The following is a 19,143-nucleotide window of genomic DNA, read 5'->3' as shown; positions in this document are numbered from 1 at the left end:
CTTACCGACGCGGCGGCACGACCTTGATGCCCAGCGCCGCCGCGTCCGCCAGCACGTCGGCCAGCACCGCGCGCTCCTGCCCGGCCCAGTCCTCGTCGGCGAGGGCGCCGCCGAGGTCGAGCACCGGCGGGGTCGGCTCGGCGTGCACCGCGGCGGACAGGGCGGTCAGGAAATCGCCGGGCCCGTCGTCGAGGCCGAGCACCGCGACGACGATCCCGTCGAGCTCGGCGGGGATCCACAGCTCACCCGTTCGGACGCGCTCGCCGTCGTGGACGACGTGCAGCTTGGTCCCGAAGGCCCGCACGAGGGTCCCGCTCTGAGCCGAAACGACTACTTTCCGTGTACCCAGATCGCTCTCCCCGACCTCCAGCCCGAGGCCCTGCAGGGACGCGCGAACGATCTCGACGTCGACCGGATCGGCGCCGTGCCGCTCGGCGAACAGCTCTCGTCCGAGAGTGTCCGGACCCTCGATGAGCTGGTCAGGGATTGACGAACGCCGACGCAGCACGAGCGTCACGGTGATGCGCCGCCGCGAGGTGACGGCGGCCCTGGGCAGCTCTCGGCGAACACCACCCGGCAGTGCCACGAAGTCGGATTCGCTCACGCTTAGTGATGATGCGCTCTGTCGCTCGGTCAGACCAGCAACCTCACCCGGATGGCCGCAGACAGCATTTTCAGCGTTACTCACTAGACCGGTCGTCATAGTTTGAGTTACGGTCCTTCCATGGTTCGCCGCACCGACACGCGGCAGCGGATGCTCGACACCGCCGCCGACCTGTTCCACTCGCAGGGCTACCACGCCACCGGCCTCACCCAGCTGACGACGGCCGGGGGTGCGCCGAAGGGATCGCTCTACTTCCACTTCCCCGGCGGCAAGGAACAACTGGCCGCCGAGGCCGTCCGGCTGTCGAGCGAACGCACGGGCGAACTGCTCCGCGCGGTCGTCATCGACGCCCCGGACGTCGCGACCGCGATCGACCGGGTCGTCGACGCACTCGCGAACTTCCTGACAGAGTCGGACTTCCAGCGCGGCTGTCCACTTGCGACGGTCGCACTGGACGCCGCCGCCGAGAGCGAGCCGATCCGCGAGGCCTGCGCGGACGGCTACTCGGCCTGGCACGACATCCTCACCGATTACCTTGCCGCACAAGGACTCGGCGAGGACCGCGCCGACGAGCTGGGCACCATCGTGCTCGCCGCCGTCGAAGGCGGGCTGCTGCTGGCCCGCACCCGCCGTGACGTCGCCCCGCTGCGGGCCGTCGCCGCCCACCTGCACACCACCCTCGAGCGGGAGTTCTCCTGATGCGCGTCCACCACCTGAACTGCGGGACCATGCGCCCCCTCGGCGGCCGGCTGGTCGACGGCCGGCCGGGCCTGTTCCGCCGCGCCACCATGGTCTGCCACTGCCTGCTCCTGGAGACGGCCACCGGGCTGGTGCTGGTCGAGACCGGCACCGGCACGCCGGCCGCCGTCGACCGCGAGGCCTGGCTCGGCGCCGGGTTCGTCCGGCAGTCGAACCCGGTCGCGGACGCCGCACTGCCCGCGATCACGCAGATCCGGGCGCTCGGCTTCGACCCCGCGGACGTCCGGGACATCGTGCTGACCCACCTCGACCTCGACCACGCCGGCGGGCTCATCGACTTCCCGTGGGCCCGCGTGCACGTCTACGCCGAGGAGCTGCGAGCCCTGCGGTCACCGCGTGACGCCGCGGAACGCGGCCGCTACCGGGCGATCCAGTTCAGTCATGGTCCACAGTGGACGTCCTATGCGGACACCGGGGAACCGTGGTTCGGCTTCGGCGCCGTCCGGCGGCTGGACGGCCTGCCGGAGGAGATCCTGCTGATCCCGCTCGGCGGGCACACGCGCGGGCACGCCGGGGTCGCCGTCGACACCGGCAGCGGGTGGCTGCTCAACGCGGGTGACTCGTTCTTCTTCCACGGCCAGGTCGACCCGGCCGCGCCGCACTGCCCGCCCGGCCTGAAGTGGTTCGAGGGCCGGATGGAGACGGTCAAGGGCGCCCGGCTGGACAATCACGCCCGCCTGCGACAGCTTGTTCAGGAGCACGGCGACGAGGTGAGCGTGTTCGCCGCGCACGACGAGACCCAGTTCCTCCGGCTGAGCACCAGGAGCAGCGTATGAAGGTGCACCACTTCAACTGCGGCACGATGCGCCCGGCGGGCGGCAAGCTGCTCGACGGCGAGGCCGGGCTGCTGCGCCGGGCGGAGCTCGTCGCCCACTGCCTGCTGATCGAGACCGGCGACGGCCTGGTGCTGGTCGACACCGGGTTCGGCACCCAGGGGGTCGCCCAGCCCGGCAAGTGGCTGGGCCGCCCGTTCATGGCGATGGTCGGCGCCCGGCTCGAGAAGGCCGAGACAGCGGTCGCGCAGATCGAGGCGCTCGGCCTCGACCCGGCCGACGTCCGCCACATCGTGCCGACCCACCTGGACGTCGACCACGCGGGCGGGCTGGCGGACTTCCCGAACGCGGTGGTGCACGTCCGCACGGAGGAGCACCGGGCGGCGACGGCCCCGTCGAACGCCGCCGAGAAGAACCGCTACCGCGCGGCCCAGTTCGCCCACCGTCCACTGTGGAGCACCTACGACGAGACGGGCGAGCCGTGGTTCGGCTTCGAGGCGGTCCGGTCGCTGAAGGGCCTGCCGGAGGAGATCCTGCTGGTCCCGTTGACCGGCCACACGCTCGGCCACACCGGCGTCGCGATCGACACCGGCGACGGCTGGCTCCTGCACGCGGGTGACGCGTACTTCTTCCACGGCCAGCTCGACCCGGTCGCCCCGCACTGCCCGCCGGGCATGACGGCGTTCCAGAACCTCGTCCAGACGAAGCGCGAAGCCCGCCTGGAGAACCTGGCGCGGCTGCAGGAGCTGGTGAAGGACCACCAGGACGAGGTGACGGTGTTCTCGGCCCACAGCCCGGTGGAACTGGCCGCCCTGCGCCGATGATCGCCGGCGAGCACTCGGCGCGGCTGAACGAGCTGGCCCGGGGCAGCCGGTCGCTCGACGACGGGACCCGCTGGTTCGAGCAGCAGAACCCCGCGGAGCGCCGGGCCGTCCTGGATGAACTGGCCTTCTACGCCGGCCAGGCGAGAGCGGCCGAAGAAGACCGCGACGAAGCGATCGCGCGCGCCGGGATCAAGACCGGCGACACCGCGGCGGTGCTCCTGCGGGCCGGGCGGCCGGACCTGCAGGGCGGCACCTGCCACCACGCGTGGCACCACCTCTGACCCCGAGGGAACCGGACGATCTCCCGCCGCATCTGAGCCGCGGACGACGGGAGAGCCGATGGCGGCGAGGACTCGGTGGGGCGTGGTGCTGCTCGCGCTCCTGGTGACGGCGTGCGGAAGCGGCACACCGCCCGCTCCCGCCGCCGCGCCGGACCCGGTGCCGCTCGACCTGTCCGGGGTGGTGCTGCTCCAGCGCGGGACCGGGCACGACGACGTCGTCTTCGCCGATCCCGCCACCGGCGTCGTGAAGACCACCCTCCCGCTGCCCGGGCACGACACCTCGCCGTCCCGGTTCGACGGGCCGGCCACCAAGCTCGACCTCGTCTCCCCCGACGGGCGCTACGCCACCCTCGAGACCGGCGGCGAGGTCGACGTCTTCAAGCTGAACAAGCGCGATCGGCGCTACGAACGCACCGGCGCCGTGCCGGGTTTCCGGAACCCGCGGTTCGGCCCGGCCGGGACCAAGCTGTACTTCGACGACGGCAAGGCCGTCTACTCCACCGACTACACCCGGCCCGGCCAGAACACGAAGGAAGCCGATGTCGTGCCGCCGGACGATCAGCGCGTCCAGGCCTGGTGGCCCGACCCGGAGGGTGGGGTGCTCACCTGGAAGAGCGTCCACCGCACCGGCGCCGCGGCCTATCTGACCGACTCCGCGGGCGCGATCGCCTACGCGACCTACGACGACGCGGGCACCCGCTACTACCTGGTCACGGCCCTCGACGCCACGACCGCGCTGATGTCCGCCGTCACCGGCACCGACGCACACGGCGTGCTCGCGCGGCTGAAGCTCGACGGCGGGGCCGCGCAGCTCACCAAGCTCGTCGCGCGGTCCGAGCCGCGGATCGGCAAGGCGGCCGCCGCGCCGGACCGGGCCACCGTGCTCTACCAGTCGACGCGGGGCGAGTGGTTCGACTCACCAGTCACACCCGGCGCGATCACGCGGCCCGCGTTGAAGCAGCTCCCGGAGGGCGGCCTGCAGCTGGTCGGCTGGGCCTGATCAGCTCGCCGCGAGGGCGGTCTTGACCAGCGGGGCCATCTGCTCCGGCGTCATCTTCGCCGGGCCGGTGTAGTTGATCAGCACGGGCGTCCCGGACACCACCTTCGCCGAAGCGAGGGTCGCCGTCTTCTGCTCGTCGACGTAGTAGACCGCGCCGTCGGCGAAGCCGGCGACGTCCTGCGCGCCCGCCTTGCCCTTCTTGATCGACGCGACCATGTCGGCCGGCTTCCCCTCCCGGCCTTCGAACCGCGTCACGGCGAGCGCGCCGGCGGCCTTGTCGCCGAGCTTGTACTCGCAGCTGCGCGACTTGCCGCCGTTGGCCGCGTTGTCCTGCGACGGGCCCGCGACCGCGGTGAGGTTGTCCAGGAACAGCGCCTTCGAGACCGCGTCGGCGGGCAGGATCTTGCACGGGTCGAGCGACGCGGCCGTGGCGTTCGGGCTGGGCGTCGGCGTCGGCTTTGGCTTCGACGAGCTGGGCGCCGGAGCCGCCGGCTGGTCCCCGGAGGAGCAGGCGGTCAAAGTGGCAAAAGCGACCAAAACGACGGCGAGCTTACGCATTCCCGCACCTTAGTCCGAACGGCCTAAGCGGTCGGCGCCCGGTACCGCCAGAACGCCGGGAGCACCAGCATCGAGGCCAGGACCAGCACGATCACCAGCAGCCCGCCGACGGTCGCCGTGGCCGCGGTGCCGAACGCGGCGGCGCCCCAGCCGTGGGTGAGGTCGGCGATCCGCGGCCCGCCGGCGACGACCACGGTGAACACCCCCTGGAGCCGGCCGCGCATCTCGTCGGTGGTCGCGGTCTGCAGGATCGCCATCCGGTAGACGGCGCTGACCATGTCCGCGGCGCCGGCCGCCGCCATGAAGACGACCGCGAGCCACAGCGAGTGCGCGAGCCCGAACGCGGCGACCGCGGCGCCCCACGCGCAGATCGAGATGACGACCGCGACGCCCTGGCGGTGGATGCGCGTCAGCCAGCCGGAGAACAGCCCGATCAGCATCGCGCCCGCGGGCAGCGCGGCGTAGAGCCAGCCGAGCGCGGGGCCGCCGCCCGGCGGGTCGCCGAACGTGCGCTCGGCCATCTCCGGGATCAGCGCCCGCGGCATCCCGAAGACCATCGCGATGATGTCGGCGACGAACGAGGCCAGCAGGATCTTCTGCCCGGCGAGGTACCGGAAGCCGTCGACGACGTCGCGGACGCCGGCGCGCCGCGACGGCCCGTTCAGCGGCGGGATCGACGGCAGCCGCCAGACCGCGAAGAGCGTGATCGTCAGGGCGACGACGTCGATCAGGTAGAGCGTCGAGAGGCCGAGGACGGGGATCAGCGCCCCGGCCAGCAGCGGGCCGAACACGGCACCGAACGTCGACATCGTGGTGCTCAGCGCGTTCGCCGACGGCAGCAGCTCGGCCGGCACGAGCCGGGCGACGACGGCACCGCGCGTCGGCATGTTGATCGCGAAGAACGCCTGGTTGACGGCCAGCAGGCCGAGCACCAGCCACACCGAGCCGAAGTTCATGAACGCCTGCAGCCAGAGCAGCGCGGACGTGATCGCGACCCCGACGTTCGTGACGAACAGGAGTTTCCGCCGGTCGACGGCGTCGGCGATGGCGCCGCCCCAGAGCCCGAAGACCAGCAGCGGGACGAGCGCGACGAGGCCGCTGAGGCCGACGTACGCCGACGAGCCCGTGATGTCGAAGACCTGCTTGGGCACGGCCACGGCGGTCAGCTGGGTGCCGACCGCGGTGACCACAGTGGACAGCCAGAGCCGGCGGAAGGCCGGGATCTTCAGCGGCCGGGTATCGACGATGATGCGACCGAGGAGCCCGCGGATGCCCGTGCGGGGCGGCAACGTCCCCGGTTGATCACTCACAACCAACGAGCTTAGCTCGGCTAACTATCCCGGGGCGCGTGATTTTCGTCGCCGCGGCCGGCGAGCACCCCCCGCCCTCTCCGGGGGTTCGGCCCCGCACCCAGTTTATCGGGGCCGGCCGACCGGAAGTCCGGAAAGACCACAGCCGGGCCGCGTTGTCCACATCACGGCCCGGCTGTGGACAACCCGGTCAGGGGGCGACGCGCTCGATGTTCCAGCCGTCCTCGTGGCGCATGTAGCGGAGGCGGTCGTGCATGCGGTCCTCACGGCCCTGCCAGAACTCGACGAGGTCGGGCCGGATCCGCCAGCCGCCCCAGTGCGGCGGGGCCGGGATCTGCTCGACGTCGGCGAAGCGCCGCTCGATGCCGTTCAGCGCGGTGTCCAGGGCGCGGCGCCCGTCGACGACGCGGGACTGCGGTGACGCCCAGGCGCCGAGCTGCGAGCCGCGCGGCCGCTGCGCCCAGTACTCCGCCGTCTCCTTGACGCCGACCTTCTCGACCTCGCCGCGGACGTGCACCTGGCGGTGCAGCGCGTACCAGGGGAACGTCACCGACGCGTAGCGCGTCGCCGTCAGGTCGTGGCTCTTCGACGAGGTGTAGTTCGTGTAGAACACGACACCCCGCTCGTCGAGGCCCTTGCACAGCACGGTGCGCGACGACGGGCGGCCTTCGGCGTCCGCGGTCGCGAGCACCATCGCGTTGGGTTCGGCGATCCCGGCGGCGACGGCCTGGTTCAGCCAGCCCTGCAACTGGTCGGTCCACGTGGCCGCCAGCGCCGACTCGTCGAACGCGGCGCCGTCGTAGGCGACGCGCATCCCGGGCAGGCGTACTACGGCGTCTTCCACCTTGTCCTCGATCTCCGGCATCATCGCCAAACCTCCGTACCCGGTCGGGGCCCTGACACTTGGGTCCAGGTGACGTTAGGGCCTCGCGAGCTGCAGCGGAACCCACTGAACGGTGACTCCCGACACGACTTCGCCGCCATCGTCACGTAACCGCCCGTCAGCAAGCGTTTACGCCCGCGTTACCTCCCGGACCGGGATCGATAAAGGACGCGTCTATCTTTCGGCCCGTTCCCCACCACCCCCGGAGGCAGGCATGACCGAGATCCTGTCGAACGCCGAAGAAACGGTCCCACCGCAACGCCAGTACGCACCACTCGCGGCGAACGAGAACCGCGAGGACTACTCACTGCGCTTCGCCGCTCATTCGTTCCGGAAATGGTCACCGTTCGTGGTCGCGACGACGGCGCTGGGCGGCATCGCCTACCTCGCCGACTTCGCGATCGGCGCCAGCATCGTGCTCTCCTACGGCTTCACCTCCGGGGTGCTGGCGATCCTCGCCGCCGCCGTCGTCATCTTCACGACCGGCGTGCCCATCGCGGCCGCCTGCGCGAAGTCCGGAGTGGACATGGACCTCCTGACCCGCGGAGCCGGCTTCGGCTACTTCGGGTCGACGCTCACCTCGCTCGTCTACGCGAGCTTCACGGTCATCTTCTTCTCGCTCGAAGGCTCGATCATGGGCCAGGCCTTCGAGCTCGCCCTCGGCATCCCGCTGGCCGTCGGCTACCTCCTGGCCACGCTGATCGTCCTGCCGTTCGCGCTCTACGGCATGGGCGCGGTGGCCAAGATGCAGACCTGGACGCAGCCCCTGTGGCTCGCCGGGCTAGTGCTGCCGTTCATCGTCGTGCTCGTCCGCGAGCCGGGCCGCTTCGCCGACTTCGCGGCCTTCGGCGGCACGGAAGGCGCCGGATCCGGATTCTCCGCGATCGGGTTCGGCTTCGGCATGGGAGTCGCGCTGTCGCTGATCGGGCAGATCGGCGAGCAGGCCGACTACCTGCGGTTCATGCCGGAGAAAACGGCGGAGAACAAGCGGTCCTGGTGGACCGCGGTGCTCGCCGCCGGGCCCGGCTGGGTGATCCTCGGGGCCGCGAAGCAGATCGGCGGGGCGCTGCTGGCGTTCCTCGCGCTCGGCGTCGTCGGCAAGACGGCCGCGCTGGAACCGATCGCGCCGTACGTCGAGGCGGTGAAACCGGCCCTCGGCCCGGTCGCACTGACGTTCGCCGCGCTGTTCGTCGTCGTCTCACAGATCAAGATCAACACGACCAACGCGTACTCGGGCTCGCTGTCGTTCGCGAACTTCTTCTCCCGCGTGCTGCACAAGCATCCGGGCCGCGTCTGGTACGTGCTGGTGAACTGCGGGATCGCGCTCGCGCTGATGGAGTTCGGCGCGTTCGGGTTCCTGAACAAGATCCTGGGCTTCTACTCGAACGTCGCGATCGCCTGGATCGGCGCGGTGTGCGCGGACCTGGTGATCGCGAAGCCGCTCGGGCTCTCGCCGAAGTACATCGAGTTCAAGCGGGCCTACCTGCACAAGATCAACCCGGTCGGGTTCGGCTCGATGCTCGTCGCCTCGGTGGTGTCGATCGCGGCGTACTTCGGGGCCCTCGGGCAGTTCCTGGCCGCGTTCAGCCCGTTGCTGGCGCTGGTCATCGCGATCGTGCTGGTGCCGACGCTGGCGGTGGTGACGCACGGGAAGTACTACCTGGCCCGGCCGAACACCGTGGCCGGCCCGGATCAGGACGTCGACCTGCTGGCGACCTACACCTGCTCGGTCTGCGGCGATCCGTACGAACTGCCGGACGTCGCCGACTGCGCCAAGCAGAGCGGGCCGATCTGTTCGCTGTGCTGCACTCTCGACAACAGCTGCCACGACCTGTGCCAGGAGACGGGCCCCGTTTCGCTGGGGATGCCGACGCCGCGCCAGGCGTAAGGTCCGAGAAGGCCCGCTCACCGCGTCCGCAGCGGTGAGCGGGCCTTCACGTTGGCCGGGTTCCCCCCGGACCCCCCTCCCGGCTCGACTCTTCAACGTCGGACGTCGCGCCGCGGTTGCCCTCGATGTCCAAGATCTTTTCCGGCCGCATGATGGCCGACCACATCATCGCGCGGAACTCCGCGCCGATCTGCTCGACCGGCAGCGGCGGGTCGTGCGCCTGCCATTCGCGCAGCAGCCCGGTACCCGCCCCGACCAGCGCGATCGCCGTCAGCCGGTAGTCCCGCACGGGCGCGACGCCGTGCTCCGCCGCGCGGCTCGCCTCGGCGGCGATGAAGTTCGCCCAGCGATCGACCCAGACCTGGTGCTGCTCCTCCAGTTCGGGGCTGACGCCGACCGCCTCGACGTAGTTGAGGCGCGGCATCCGGGGATCCACGGTGACCGTCGCGATGAAGACGTCGAGCAGCGTCGAGATGCGGGTGAGCGCGTCGGCGTCGGCGACCTTGTCGAGCTCCGCCGTGACGTGCGCGAGCGCCAGGCTGTTGATCTGGTCGTGGAGGGTGCGGAGCACGTCCTCCTTGCTCGTGAACTCTTCGTAGAAGTTCCGCGTCGACACCCCCGCCCGCGCGCACATCTCGGTGATCTTGGTGTGCCGGAAACCGGTGGAGGTGAACAGCTCGAGGCCGGCCATGAGCAGCCGCTGGCGACGGTCGGCACGACGTTGCTCGGGCGCGACCCCGCCGTACGTGCGAGCCACCGATTCTCTCCTCCTTCCGAGGGATTGCCAGATCCTACCCGGGTGAGTAAATTGTGAAAATCTTCATTACCAGAGGCTCCGCGGGATTCGCTCGTCGAACCCGCCGGCGCACGGTATCGAGAACAAGCGCATCCCGCTCACGCAAACGCTTTCGCGTGTTGACGTTCGACAACTTCCGCTCGCCGGGGACGGCGCAGGGGGCCTTCCCCGGCGAGCGGCGGCACGTCGACTTCCACCGGTCGTGAGGGGCACCCTCATGGCTTTTAAGTCCCTGAAGGTGCCCCTCACGACAGCGGCGACCACTGCCGAGGCCCGCCGCACCCAGGAACTTCCGCACCGCAGGCTCCACGCTCGCGATCGACGCGTCCACCCGGACCCCAGCACGGCGGCAACCGGGGTTCTGCTGGTCGTGAGGGGCACCCTCATGGCTTTTAAGTCCCTGAAGGTGCCCCTCACGACCGGCGCAACCACAGCCGAGGCCCGCCGCGCCCAAGAACTTCCGCACCGCAGGCTCCACGCTGGCGATCGCCGGGCCCGCAGGGGGCCCGACACGCGGCACCCGAGTCTCCGAAAGCCGTGAGGGGCACCCTCATGGCCTTTAAGTCCCTGAGGGTGCCCCTCACGACAGGGGCGCCATCGCCGTGACCACGTCCGGAGCCAGTGAAGTCGTGAGCGTGCCGCCCGCGGCGAGGGGCGTGCGGGACCACCACTCACCCGAGGCCGCCGGGAGGGCCGGGCCGCCGATCACCAGGTCCGTGGCCAGGACCCGGCGGCCCGCCAGGTGGGCCAGGCCGGCGTCCAGCGCCGGGTCGCCGATCGTCAGCGTCTGGCGCAGTACCGGCACCGCGCCGCGCGTGACCTGCTGGGACGTCGTGAGCGTGCCCGGCTTCTCGTTCGCGCGGCCCAGCACCAGGACCTCGCGCGTGTGCAGGTAGGCGTCGTCCGCCAGCGACGCCCGGAAGACGGCCGTGTGCCGGGCCCGGGCCGTGATGACCGTCGGCTCCGGGAGGTACTCCAGCGAACCGCCCTCCGCTACCGATATGTCCACTGTGGACAACGAACCTTCGCCATGTAGGCCGGGCAGCGCCAAAGTAGCCGCGACACCCGAGAGGCGCAGCGACGCTCCCGGGCCGACGTGGATCGTCAGCAGGAGGTCGTCGCCGCCCAGGGGGGACGTCGCCGAGTTGACCAGGTGGACCACCGCCGTCCGGCCGCCGCCACGGCGCGGGAACAGCGTCAGCGGGGCCATCGAGCGCAGCTCCCGCAACACCGTGCGCGAGCCGTCGAAGCACGCGGTCAGCCGGGCGTGGGCCTTCACCCGGCGCGGACCGGCAGCAGCGACCGGACCCAGTCCGCCACCGCCGGCGCGTCCGGAGTGTCCACAAGGGACTGCGTGATCACCGGCAGCTCGCCGCGCATCCGGTGGGCGTCCGACGTCATCACGTCCATGTCCGCGCCGACCAGGTGGGCGATGTCGATCTTGTTGATCACCAGCAGGTCCGCCGTCGTGACGCCGGGGCCACCCTTGCGCGGCACCTTGTCGCCGCCGGCGACGTCGACCACGAACACCTGGCTGTCGGCCAGGCCGCGGCTGAACACCGCGGTCAGGTTGTCGCCGCCGCTTTCGATGATCACCAGGTCCAGCCCGGGGAACTTCTCTTCCAGGCGCTCGACGGCGTCGAGGTTCGCGGTGATGTCGTCGCGGATCGCCGTGTGCGGGCACGCGCCGGTCTGCACCGCCTCGATCCGCTCCGGGTCGAGAACACCCGCGCGGCGCAGGAAATCCGCGTCCTCGGTCGTGTAGATGTCGTTGGTGACGACGGCGAGGTTGACCTCGTCACCCAGCGCGCGGCACAGCGCCGCGGTCAGCGCCGTCTTGCCCGAGCCGACCGGGCCGCCGATGCCGATCCGGTACGCGCGCCCGGCCGTCGGCGCGGCGTCGTAGTGGTCGGGCTCGGCGGCCGTCGGGTCGAAGTTGACTTCGTGAAAGTGCCCGTGGCCGTGACCTTCAGCTGGCAAAGAGACGCACCTCTTCCTGGTGATGCCGGGCGTGCGCCTCGGCGAACAGATCCAACCCGGGCGATCCGGGTGACGGCAGCGACGCGGGATCGTCGCCGGCGACCGCGGCCGCGGTCTCGCACACCGACCGCAGGTCGAGCCGCGCGACGACGGCGTTGACGGCGAACGGGTCCAGCCCCAGCAACCGCACCGCTGCGCTGGCCGGCCCACTCACCGCCAGGTAGGCGACAGCCATCGCGGCGTCGTGCGGCGAACCACCCGCGACGCCGACCAGCGCACCCAGCACGATCGGATGATGCGGCCGAGGAGTTTCCTTCAGCAGCAAGGAAAGCACCGGTGACGGCCAGGAGATTTTCCCGGCCCGCGCGGTCCCCCGGCCCTGCGCCCGCGACGCCTCGCGCTGCGCGAGCGACGGCGTCCGCGCGTCCAGTTCAGCGTCCAACCGGGACCAGTGTCCACTCGCGACGGACCGCGCGGCCGCATGTGCCGACGCCGCCGCGAAAACCGCCGCCAGCAAGCCCGCTGTACGCAACCGTCCGGAAAGGAATCCCGGCAGGTCGCGCTCGGAAGTGATGAGGCGACGCGAGACGGCTTCTTCGAGCCCGCCACTGTGGACGTGCCCGCCGCCGGGGAAGCGCGAGTCCGCGAGGATGAGTGCCGAGAGGTCCATCAGAACAAGAAGTACCGTTGGGCCATCGGCAGTTCGGTCACCGGCTGCGGCTCGACCAGCTCGCCGTCGACGTGCACCGCGAAGCTGTCCGGCTCGACCCGGACGTCCGGCGTGGCGTCGTTGAGCACCATGTCCGCCTTGGTCCGCGCGCGCGTGTTCGACACGGCAACCAGAGGTCGCGTGATGCGGAAGGTCTCCCGCAACCCACTGTCCAAAGCGGAAGGTGCGACGAAGTGCAGGCTCAGCGCGGCACCGATGTTGGCGCCGAACATCGGCCGGGCCATGACCGGCTGCGGCGTCGGGATGGACGCGTTCGCGTCACCCATCGCCGCCCACGCCGGGAAACCGCCCTTCAGGACCACGTGCGGCCGGACCCCGAAGAACTTCGGCTCCCACAGCACCAGGTCGGCCAGCTTGCCGACCTCGACCGAGCCGATCTCGGTTTCCATGCCGTGCGCGATGGCCGGGTTGATCGTGTACTTGGCGACATAACGACGGGCGCGCAGGTTGTCGGCCGCGCCGTCGCCGGGAAGGGCGCCGCGGCGCCGTTTCATCACGTGCGCGGTCTGCCAGGTCCGGATGATCACCTCGCCGATCCGGCCCATCGCCTGCGAGTCCGAGCTCATCATCGAGATCGCGCCCAGGTCGTGCAGGACGTCCTCGGCCGCGATGGTCGTCGGCCGGATCCGGCTCTCGGCGAACGCGAGGTCCTCGGGCACCGACGGGTTGAGGTGGTGGCAGACCACCAGCATGTCGAGGTGCTCGTCGAGGGTGTTCGCGGTGTGCGGGCGGGTCGGGTTGGTCGACGACGGCAGGATGTTCGGCAGCGAGACGACCTGGATGATGTCCGGCGCGTGTCCGCCACCGGCACCTTCGGTGTGGTACGCGTTGATCGAACGTCCACCGATGGCGTCCACAGTGGACTCCAGGAAGCCGGCCTCGTTCAGGGTGTCCGTGTGGATGGCCACCTGGACGCCGGATTCGTCGGCCACGGTCAGGCAGGCGTCAATCGCGGCCGGTGTCGTACCCCAGTCCTCGTGCAGCTTGAACCCACCGGCACCGGCGGCCAGCTGCTCGCGCAGCGCCTCGTGCCGGACGGTGTTCCCCTTGCCCAGCAACAGGACGTTGACCGGGTAACCGTCCATGGCGGACAGCATCCGGCCGAGGTTCCACGCGCCGGGCGTCACGGTCGTGGCCTTCGTGCCCTCGTTCGGCCCGGTGCCGCCACCGACCAAAGTGGTCAGTCCGGCCGCCAGCGCCGTGTCGACGAGCTGCGGGCAAATGAAGTGGACGTGGCAGTCGATGCCGCCCGCGGTGAGGATCTTCCCGTTGCCGGACAGCACTTCCGTCGCCGGGCCGATGACGAGCGCCGGGTCGACGCCGTCCATCGTGTCCGGGTTGCCGGCCTTGCCGATCCCGACGATCCGGCCGTCACGCACGCCGACGTCCGCCTTGACGACGCCCCAGTGATCGAGGATGACGGCGCCGGTGATGATCAGGTCCGGCGCGCCCTCGGCGCGCGTCGCCATCCCCTGGCCCATCGACTCGCGGATGACCTTGCCACCGCCGAAGAGGACCTCGTCGCCGGAGCCACCCGGGCCCATCGAGCGGTCTTCGGTGACCTCGATCAACAGGTCGGTGTCGGCGAGCCGGATCCGGTCACCGGTGGTCGGCCCGAACAGTTCCGCGTAGCGCTCGCGGTCGATCTGCGGCATTCAGAACTCTCCCGAAAATTCGGACCGCAGGCCCGGCACGCGGCGGGCCCCGGCGAGCGGAACGAGATCGACCTCACGTTCGACGCCCGGCTCGAACCGCACCGACGTGCCGGCCGGGACGTCCAGGCGGTGCCCGCGGGCGGCGTCACGGTCGAACTCGAGGCCCGGGTTCACGGCCGCGAAGTGGTAGTGCGAGCCGACCTGCACCGGCCGGTCGCCGAGGTTGCGCACGAGCAGCCGGACGCGTTCGCGGCCCGGGTTCAGCTCCACCGGCTCGTCGCCGGGGATGATCTCGCCTGGACGCATCGAGCTCCCCCTCAGACGATCGGGTCGTGCACGGTGACGAGCTTCGTGCCGTCCGGGAAAGTGGCCTCGACCTGCACGGAGTCGACCATCTCGGGCACGCCGTCGAGGACCTGGGCCCGGCCGAGCACGGTCCGGCCGCTGGCGACGAGCTCGCTGACCGTGCGGCCGTCGCGGGCGCCTTCGAGGACGTGATCGGTGATCAGCGCGACCGCCTCCGGGTAGTTGAGCCGGACCCCGCGGTCCAGCCGCTTCCGCGCGACGTCCGCCGCCACGTGGATCAGCAGCTTGTCGCGCTCCTGAGGGCTGAGGTGCATCAGCTAGGTCTATCACCCGGACCACGGCGGCGCCCGGTTCGGAAACACAGGATTTACCTGGGCTTCGTCACAGTCGGTGGCGAAAATTCTCCGGCCGGACGTCCTGCGTGACTGAATCGTTCTCGTAATCGTGACCGAAACCACCACATCTTTCGATTGCCCCCCGGCGATCGAGGGAGCAAGGTCTATCCATCCGTGCGATGGTGCGCGCGCTTTCCGTGCGTATCCCGTCAGCGCGACCAGCCGGGGAAAAAAGCGCACCGAAAGGTTTCGCGAAACAGTGACTACCTCCACGATCAGCAAGCCACAGCCGTCCGGCCAACCCGACGACGGCTTCCGACCGGGTCTGGAGGGCGTTGTCGCCTTCCACACCGAAATCGCCGAACCCGACCGGGACGGCGGTGCGCTGCGCTACCGCGGCGTCGACATCGAAGACCTCGCCGGAAAGGTGACCTTCGGGGACGTGTGGGGCCTTCTCGTGGACGGCCGGTTCGGCCACGGCCTCCCGCCCGCCGAGCCGTTCCCGCTGCCGGTGCACACCGGTGACGTCCGGGTCGACGTCCAGGCCGCGCTGGCCATGCTGGCGCCGATCTGGGGCTACCGCCCGCTGCTCGACATCACCGACGAAGAGGCCCGTGAGCAGCTGGCCCGCGCCTCCGTGATGGCGCTGTCGTACGTCGCGCAGTCGGCTCGCGGCATCGGCCAGCCCGCCGTCCCGCAGGCCCGCGTCGACGAGGCCCGGTCGATCACCGAGCGCTTCCTGGTCCGCTGGCGCGGCGAGCCGGACCCGGCCCACGTCCGGGCGCTGGACGCCTACTGGGTGTCGGCCGCCGAGCACGGCCTCAACGCGTCGACCTTCACCGCCCGCGTCATCGCCTCGACCGGTGCCGACGTCGCGGCGGCCATGTCGGGCGCCATCGGCGCGATGTCCGGCCCGCTGCACGGCGGCGCCCCGGCCCGCGTGCTGCCGATGATCGAAGAGGTCGAACGGACCGGTGACGCCGCCGGCCTGGTCAAGGGCATCCTCGACCGCAAGGAACGGCTGATGGGCTTCGGCCACCGCGTCTACCGCGCGGAGGACCCGCGGGCCCGCGTGCTGCGGCGCACCTGCCAGGAGCTGGGTGCCGAGCGCTACGAGGTCGCCGCGGCGCTGGAGCTGGCCGCGCTGAAGGAGCTGCGCGAGCGGCGCCCGGATCACCCGATCGAGACGAACGTCGAGTTCTGGGCCGCCGTGATCCTGGACTTCGCGCAGGTCCCGCCGCACATGATGCCGTCGATGTTCAGCTCGGCGCGCACCGCCGGCTGGGCCGCGCACATCCTGGAGCAGAAGCGGACCGGACGCCTGGTGCGGCCGTCGGCCAAGTACGTCGGCCCGGCGCCGCGCACGCCGGAAGACGTCGAAGGCTGGGAACTGGTCACCAAGCACTGACGCGTCACTTTAACGACCACCTGGGGGCGGCACTTTCACGTGAAAGTGCCGCTCCCTTCGTGGGCAGCGGTGGCGGCGAGCATCGCGGTGAGCTGGTCGACGAGCCAGCCGTCGAGGTCTTCGCGGGCGACGGTGCGTTCCTGCAGCCAGCTCAGCAGTGCGCCTTCGACGACGGCCGTCCAGCAGCGCAGGGTCAGCAGCAGCAACGGCGACGGATCCGTGACGTCGAGCGCGTCGAGGATCAGGGCGACCGCGCGGTTGCGGACGGCGTCGACCGCGGCGTCCGTTTCGGACGTCGCGATCACGGATCCACTGCGCAGCAACGCGATGTAGCCCGCGCGGTAGTTGTCCGCGACGTCGATCAGGCCGCGGACGGCCGCGCGCAGCCGCACCTCCGGCGGGCCCTCGTCGAGCCCGGCGAGGCCGTCGATCAAGCCGTCGGTGACCGTGCGCAGCGCCTCGACCTGCAGCTCGCGCAGGTTGGGGAAGTACCGGTAGAACAACGGCCGCGACACCTCGGCCGCCGCGACGATGTCGTCCACTGTCACCAGTTCCGGCGGCCGTGACCCGAAGAGGTCGAGCGCGGCGCGGATCAGGTCGTCGCGGCGGGCCTGCGGCGACATCCGCCGCGGCCGGCGGACGGTCAAGGGGTGACGTCCAGCTTCGCCGCCGCTCGCAGCAAGCCCGGCGTCAGTCGCGAAAGGACCAGTGCGACCTTCGACTCCGGAGTGGACGGTGCGATCGCCGTGTCCTTCTCCACCGCCCGAAGGATGTCCTTCGCGACGCCCTCCGGCCCGAAGCCGCGGCGCGCGTAGAGCTTCGAGCTTTCCTTCTGCCGCCGCTGTTGCTCCTCTTCGGACACTCCGACGAACCGCGTGGTGTTGGTGATGTTGGTCTTGACGATGCCCGGGCACACGGCCGTGACGCCGATGTGGTCCGCGGCCAGCTCGGCACGCAGGCAGACGCTCAGTGTCAGCACAGCGGATTTCGTTGTGGCGTAAGCGGAAAGGATCTTCGACGGCAGGTAGGCCGCGGCGGACGCCAGGTTGACGATCTGCCCGCCTTCGGCCCGTTCGATGAGCATCGGCGCGAACGCGCGGCAGCCGTGGATGACACCCCAGAGGTTGACGTCGATGACGCGTTCCCAGTCCTCGACGGACGTGTCGAGGAACGACCCGGACATGCCGATCCCGGCGTTGTTGACGACGATGTCCGGCACACCGTGCTCGGCCTTGACCTGCTCGGCGAACCGGTGCACGGCGGGGCCGTCACTGGAGTCCACTGTGTACTCGGCGGCGTCGACCCCCTTTTCCTGCAGGAGTTTGACGGTCTCCGCGGCCGCGTCCGGATCGATGTCGGTGATGACGACGTCGGCGCCTTCGTCGGCGAAGGCGAGCGCGGTGGCGCGGCCGATGCCGCTGCCCGCGCCGGTGACGACGACCAGCTGGTGCGCGAACCTTCGGTTTCCGGCTTTCGCCCTCCGGAGGGCGCGGCTCTCCGCGCCGCCCTCGGTGTACTCGATCAGCTCGGCGGCGGCGTCGGCGACGACCTTGGGCTTGGCCCGGGTCACCCAGTGCGTCCCGACGATCCGGCGAACCCGCAGGTCGGGGACCCATTCGGCGATCTCGGTCTGCAGCGGCGTCGTGACGAAGGCGTCGCCGGTCGGGGCCAGCACCTGCACCGGGACGTCGGCTCCGCGGGGGGCCGGGCGGCTCAGCCGGGTGAACATGTTCGCGCGGTACAGCTCGAGGCCGTTGACGCCGTCCTTGGTGCTCGGCTTCGCGGCGCCGGGGTCCATCCGGGCGATCTGCGCGGGCATGATCCCGGTGCGCCAGAGCAGCGGCGGGAGGAACGGGAGCTGGAACGCGAGGATGTACCAGGAGTGCAGGAACTGGGTGAGCGCGTTCTTGATTTTTTTCGGCGACGGGCGGGTCAGCTGCGCTCGGAACCAGGCCCCGGCGTGGTCGAGGCTCGGCCCGGAGATCGACGTGAAGGACGCGACGCGCCCGCGCAGGCCATCGCCGGTGACGGCGTGCCAGGTCTGGATGGAGCCCCAGTCGTGGGCGAGCAGGTGCACCTTGCCGGCCGGCTGGACCTCGTCGACGACCGCCTTGAGGTCATCGGCCAGCTGGTCCAGCCGATAGGACGAGCGTCCTGACGGCTTGCCCGACTGTCCGGCCCCGCGAACGTCGTAGGTGACGACACGGTGTTTGCCGCGCAGCTCGGCTTTGACGCCGTCCCACATCGAGCTGTTGTCGGGATAGCCGTGCACGAGCACGACCGTGGGGCCGTCATCGCGGCCGTCGATCTCGACCGAGAGGCGGACACCGTCGCTGGCTGTCACCCACGTGTGAGGCATTCCGTCATGTTAGACAACTTGTCAATAAGACGTCGGCTGATCATTCACCCGGGCGGGGGCTACCGGATGGTCGACTTTCGTGCATTTTCCTTGTATGACAGCGTTTTTGTGGTTCCACGGGAAACCATGAGCGATCTTGCAAGGCGGCGCGCCGGGGTGGTGGTCCACGGATCGGTGATGTCGGGGCTGGGTCGCTTGGGGTTGGGACTGCGGCTGGGGCGGCGCGAACGGGCCGTTCGTGCCGGGGTCGGGGTGGCGCGAACGGGCCGTTCGGGCCTGACGGGGGCGCGAACGGACCGCTCGCGCTGGGGTCGGAGAGGCACGAACGGACCGTTCGCGCCGGAGGAGACACCGGCGGGCCACTCGCGCCTGACCGGGCAGGAAGGGACCGCTCGCGCTGGGGTCGCAGCGGCACGAACGGACCACTCGCGCCCGATGAGACACCAGCGGGCCACTCGCGCCGAGGCCCAGAGGCAGCACGAAAGGGCCACTCGCGCCCGATCCGAAGCGAACGGACCACTCGCGCGCCCCGGCGAGGCACGAACGGACCACTCGCGCTGGGGTCGCAGCGGCACGAACGGACCGTTCGCGCCAGATAAGACACCAGCGGGCCACTCGCGCCGAGGCCCAGAGGCAGCACGAAAGGGCCACTCGCGCCCGATCCGAAGCGAACGGACCACTCGCGCGCCCCGGC

General features: G+C 70.7%; 20 protein-coding genes. 7 read left to right on the top strand and 13 right to left on the bottom strand.

Going from position 1 to position 19,143, the window contains the following annotated elements:
* Position 1: 1 nt before the first annotated feature.
* Complete coding sequence (locus ACIOD2_RS07800; RefSeq protein WP_400535565.1) at positions 2 to 604, bottom strand: protease pro-enzyme activation domain-containing protein; 603 nt, start codon at positions 602 to 604, stop codon at positions 2 to 4.
* Between the two features lie 120 nt (positions 605 to 724).
* On the opposite strand from ACIOD2_RS07800, the gene ACIOD2_RS07795 reads away from it, so the two are divergent.
* The 5 genes from ACIOD2_RS07795 to ACIOD2_RS07775 are packed head-to-tail and all read left to right on the top strand — an operon-like array spanning position 725 to position 4,241.
* Entirely contained in the window at positions 725 to 1,303 is a 579-nt protein-coding gene (locus tag ACIOD2_RS07795) for a TetR/AcrR family transcriptional regulator (RefSeq protein ID WP_400535563.1), read from the top strand.
* Positions 1,303 to 2,139 (top strand): MBL fold metallo-hydrolase, encoded by an 837-nt coding sequence (locus tag ACIOD2_RS07790; protein ID WP_400535560.1) that lies wholly within the window; start codon positions 1,303 to 1,305, stop codon positions 2,137 to 2,139. Before ACIOD2_RS07795 ends, ACIOD2_RS07790 begins: the two co-directional genes overlap by 1 nt.
* Positions 2,136 to 2,960, top strand: a complete 825-nt coding sequence (locus ACIOD2_RS07785) for an MBL fold metallo-hydrolase (protein ID WP_400535557.1) — start codon at positions 2,136 to 2,138, stop codon at positions 2,958 to 2,960. The genes ACIOD2_RS07790 and ACIOD2_RS07785 overlap by 4 nt, the downstream gene beginning before the upstream one ends.
* Positions 2,957 to 3,241, top strand: coding sequence for a DUF5958 family protein (locus tag ACIOD2_RS07780; protein WP_400535554.1), 285 nt, complete (start codon positions 2,957 to 2,959; stop codon positions 3,239 to 3,241). The genes ACIOD2_RS07785 and ACIOD2_RS07780 overlap by 4 nt, the downstream gene beginning before the upstream one ends.
* Before the next feature lie 58 nt (positions 3,242 to 3,299).
* Positions 3,300 to 4,241, top strand: coding sequence for a hypothetical protein (locus ACIOD2_RS07775; RefSeq protein ID WP_400535551.1), 942 nt, complete (start codon positions 3,300 to 3,302; stop codon positions 4,239 to 4,241).
* On the opposite strand, the gene ACIOD2_RS07770 is transcribed toward ACIOD2_RS07775, so the two are convergent.
* From ACIOD2_RS07770 to pdxH, 3 genes are all read right to left on the bottom strand, one after another.
* Positions 4,242 to 4,799, bottom strand: a complete 558-nt coding sequence (locus ACIOD2_RS07770) for a DUF3558 family protein (RefSeq protein WP_400535549.1) — start codon at positions 4,797 to 4,799, stop codon at positions 4,242 to 4,244. It lies immediately after the preceding gene.
* 23 nt (positions 4,800 to 4,822) lie between these two features.
* Positions 4,823 to 6,088, bottom strand: coding sequence for an MFS transporter (locus tag ACIOD2_RS07765; RefSeq protein ID WP_400537935.1), 1,266 nt, complete (start codon positions 6,086 to 6,088; stop codon positions 4,823 to 4,825).
* 211 nt (positions 6,089 to 6,299) lie between these two features.
* Complete coding sequence (gene pdxH / locus ACIOD2_RS07760; RefSeq protein WP_323324138.1) at positions 6,300 to 6,977, bottom strand: pyridoxamine 5'-phosphate oxidase; 678 nt, start codon at positions 6,975 to 6,977, stop codon at positions 6,300 to 6,302.
* A gap of 229 nt (positions 6,978 to 7,206) precedes the next feature.
* On the opposite strand from pdxH, the gene ACIOD2_RS07755 reads away from it, so the two are divergent.
* Positions 7,207 to 8,880 (top strand): purine-cytosine permease family protein, encoded by a 1,674-nt coding sequence (locus ACIOD2_RS07755; RefSeq protein ID WP_400535546.1) that lies wholly within the window; start codon positions 7,207 to 7,209, stop codon positions 8,878 to 8,880.
* Between the two features lie 46 nt (positions 8,881 to 8,926).
* Here ACIOD2_RS07755 and ACIOD2_RS07750 read toward each other — a convergent pair whose 3' ends face one another.
* The 7 genes from ACIOD2_RS07750 to ACIOD2_RS07720 form a co-directional block, all read right to left on the bottom strand.
* A complete protein-coding gene (locus tag ACIOD2_RS07750) occupies positions 8,927 to 9,637 on the bottom strand; it encodes a TetR/AcrR family transcriptional regulator (RefSeq protein WP_400535544.1) in 711 nt (236 codons plus the stop codon).
* 619 nt (positions 9,638 to 10,256) lie between these two features.
* Positions 10,257 to 10,955, bottom strand: coding sequence for an urease accessory protein UreD (locus ACIOD2_RS07745; protein WP_400535542.1), 699 nt, complete (start codon positions 10,953 to 10,955; stop codon positions 10,257 to 10,259).
* The gene (gene ureG / locus ACIOD2_RS07740) at positions 10,952 to 11,656 is read right to left on the bottom strand and encodes an urease accessory protein UreG (protein WP_400535541.1); all 705 of its coding nucleotides are present in this window, start codon (positions 11,654 to 11,656) and stop codon (positions 10,952 to 10,954) included. Before ureG ends, ACIOD2_RS07745 begins: the two co-directional genes overlap by 4 nt.
* Positions 11,646 to 12,326, bottom strand: a complete 681-nt coding sequence (locus tag ACIOD2_RS07735; RefSeq protein WP_400535539.1) for an urease accessory protein UreF — start codon at positions 12,324 to 12,326, stop codon at positions 11,646 to 11,648. The genes ureG and ACIOD2_RS07735 overlap by 11 nt, the downstream gene beginning before the upstream one ends.
* Complete coding sequence (locus ACIOD2_RS07730; RefSeq protein ID WP_400535537.1) at positions 12,326 to 14,041, bottom strand: urease subunit alpha; 1,716 nt, start codon at positions 14,039 to 14,041, stop codon at positions 12,326 to 12,328. The genes ACIOD2_RS07735 and ACIOD2_RS07730 overlap by 1 nt, the downstream gene beginning before the upstream one ends.
* Positions 14,042 to 14,347: an urease subunit beta gene (locus tag ACIOD2_RS07725; RefSeq protein ID WP_323324152.1), complete on the bottom strand. Its 306-nt coding sequence runs from the start codon at positions 14,345 to 14,347 to the stop codon at positions 14,042 to 14,044.
* 11 nt (positions 14,348 to 14,358) lie between these two features.
* A complete protein-coding gene (locus ACIOD2_RS07720) occupies positions 14,359 to 14,661 on the bottom strand; it encodes an urease subunit gamma (protein ID WP_328448361.1) in 303 nt (100 codons plus the stop codon).
* A gap of 280 nt (positions 14,662 to 14,941) precedes the next feature.
* Here ACIOD2_RS07720 and ACIOD2_RS07715 point away from each other — a divergent pair, with 280 nt between their 5' ends.
* On the top strand, positions 14,942 to 16,090 hold the full coding sequence (locus ACIOD2_RS07715; RefSeq protein WP_400535534.1) for a citrate synthase 2: 1,149 nt from the start codon (positions 14,942 to 14,944) through the stop codon (positions 16,088 to 16,090).
* 35 nt (positions 16,091 to 16,125) lie between these two features.
* Here ACIOD2_RS07715 and ACIOD2_RS07710 read toward each other — a convergent pair whose 3' ends face one another.
* Together ACIOD2_RS07710 and ACIOD2_RS07705 are read right to left on the bottom strand one after the other, a co-directional pair.
* A complete protein-coding gene (locus tag ACIOD2_RS07710) occupies positions 16,126 to 16,713 on the bottom strand; it encodes a TetR/AcrR family transcriptional regulator (protein ID WP_400537933.1) in 588 nt (195 codons plus the stop codon).
* A 20-nt stretch (positions 16,714 to 16,733) separates the two neighbouring features.
* On the bottom strand, positions 16,734 to 18,434 hold the full coding sequence (locus tag ACIOD2_RS07705) for an SDR family oxidoreductase (protein WP_400537931.1): 1,701 nt from the start codon (positions 18,432 to 18,434) through the stop codon (positions 16,734 to 16,736).
* Between the last annotated feature and the right edge of the window lie 709 nt (positions 18,435 to 19,143).

This window comes from Amycolatopsis sp. NPDC088138, from assembly GCF_044741685.1.
Classification (GTDB): Bacteria; Actinomycetota; Actinomycetes; order Mycobacteriales; family Pseudonocardiaceae; genus Amycolatopsis.
The sequence above is the reverse complement of the archived record's forward strand: the minus strand, read 5'-3'. Positions and strand labels throughout refer to the sequence as shown.

Bases quoted from the DNA above. Each gene is read 5' to 3' on its own strand.
- ACIOD2_RS07795 (WP_400535563.1), top strand. From the start codon at position 725: ATGGTTCGCCGCACCGACACGCGGCAGCGGATGCTCGACACCGCCGCC.
- ACIOD2_RS07790 (WP_400535560.1), top strand. From the start codon at position 1,303: ATGCGCGTCCACCACCTGAACTGCGGGACCATGCGCCCCCTCGGCGGC.
- ACIOD2_RS07785 (WP_400535557.1), top strand. From the start codon at position 2,136: ATGAAGGTGCACCACTTCAACTGCGGCACGATGCGCCCGGCGGGCGGC.
- ACIOD2_RS07780 (WP_400535554.1), top strand. From the start codon at position 2,957: ATGATCGCCGGCGAGCACTCGGCGCGGCTGAACGAGCTGGCCCGGGGC.
- ACIOD2_RS07775 (WP_400535551.1), top strand. From the start codon at position 3,300: ATGGCGGCGAGGACTCGGTGGGGCGTGGTGCTGCTCGCGCTCCTGGTG.
- ACIOD2_RS07770 (WP_400535549.1), bottom strand. From the start codon at position 4,799: ATGCGTAAGCTCGCCGTCGTTTTGGTCGCTTTTGCCACTTTGACCGCC.
- pdxH (WP_323324138.1), bottom strand. From the start codon at position 6,977: ATGATGCCGGAGATCGAGGACAAGGTGGAAGACGCCGTAGTACGCCTG.
- ACIOD2_RS07755 (WP_400535546.1), top strand. From the start codon at position 7,207: ATGACCGAGATCCTGTCGAACGCCGAAGAAACGGTCCCACCGCAACGC.
- ACIOD2_RS07735 (WP_400535539.1), bottom strand. From the start codon at position 12,326: ATGGACCTCTCGGCACTCATCCTCGCGGACTCGCGCTTCCCCGGCGGC.
- ACIOD2_RS07730 (WP_400535537.1), bottom strand. From the start codon at position 14,041: ATGCCGCAGATCGACCGCGAGCGCTACGCGGAACTGTTCGGGCCGACC.
- ACIOD2_RS07725 (WP_323324152.1), bottom strand. From the start codon at position 14,347: ATGCGTCCAGGCGAGATCATCCCCGGCGACGAGCCGGTGGAGCTGAAC.
- ACIOD2_RS07720 (WP_328448361.1), bottom strand. From the start codon at position 14,661: ATGCACCTCAGCCCTCAGGAGCGCGACAAGCTGCTGATCCACGTGGCG.
- ACIOD2_RS07710 (WP_400537933.1), bottom strand. From the start codon at position 16,713: ATGTCGCCGCAGGCCCGCCGCGACGACCTGATCCGCGCCGCGCTCGAC.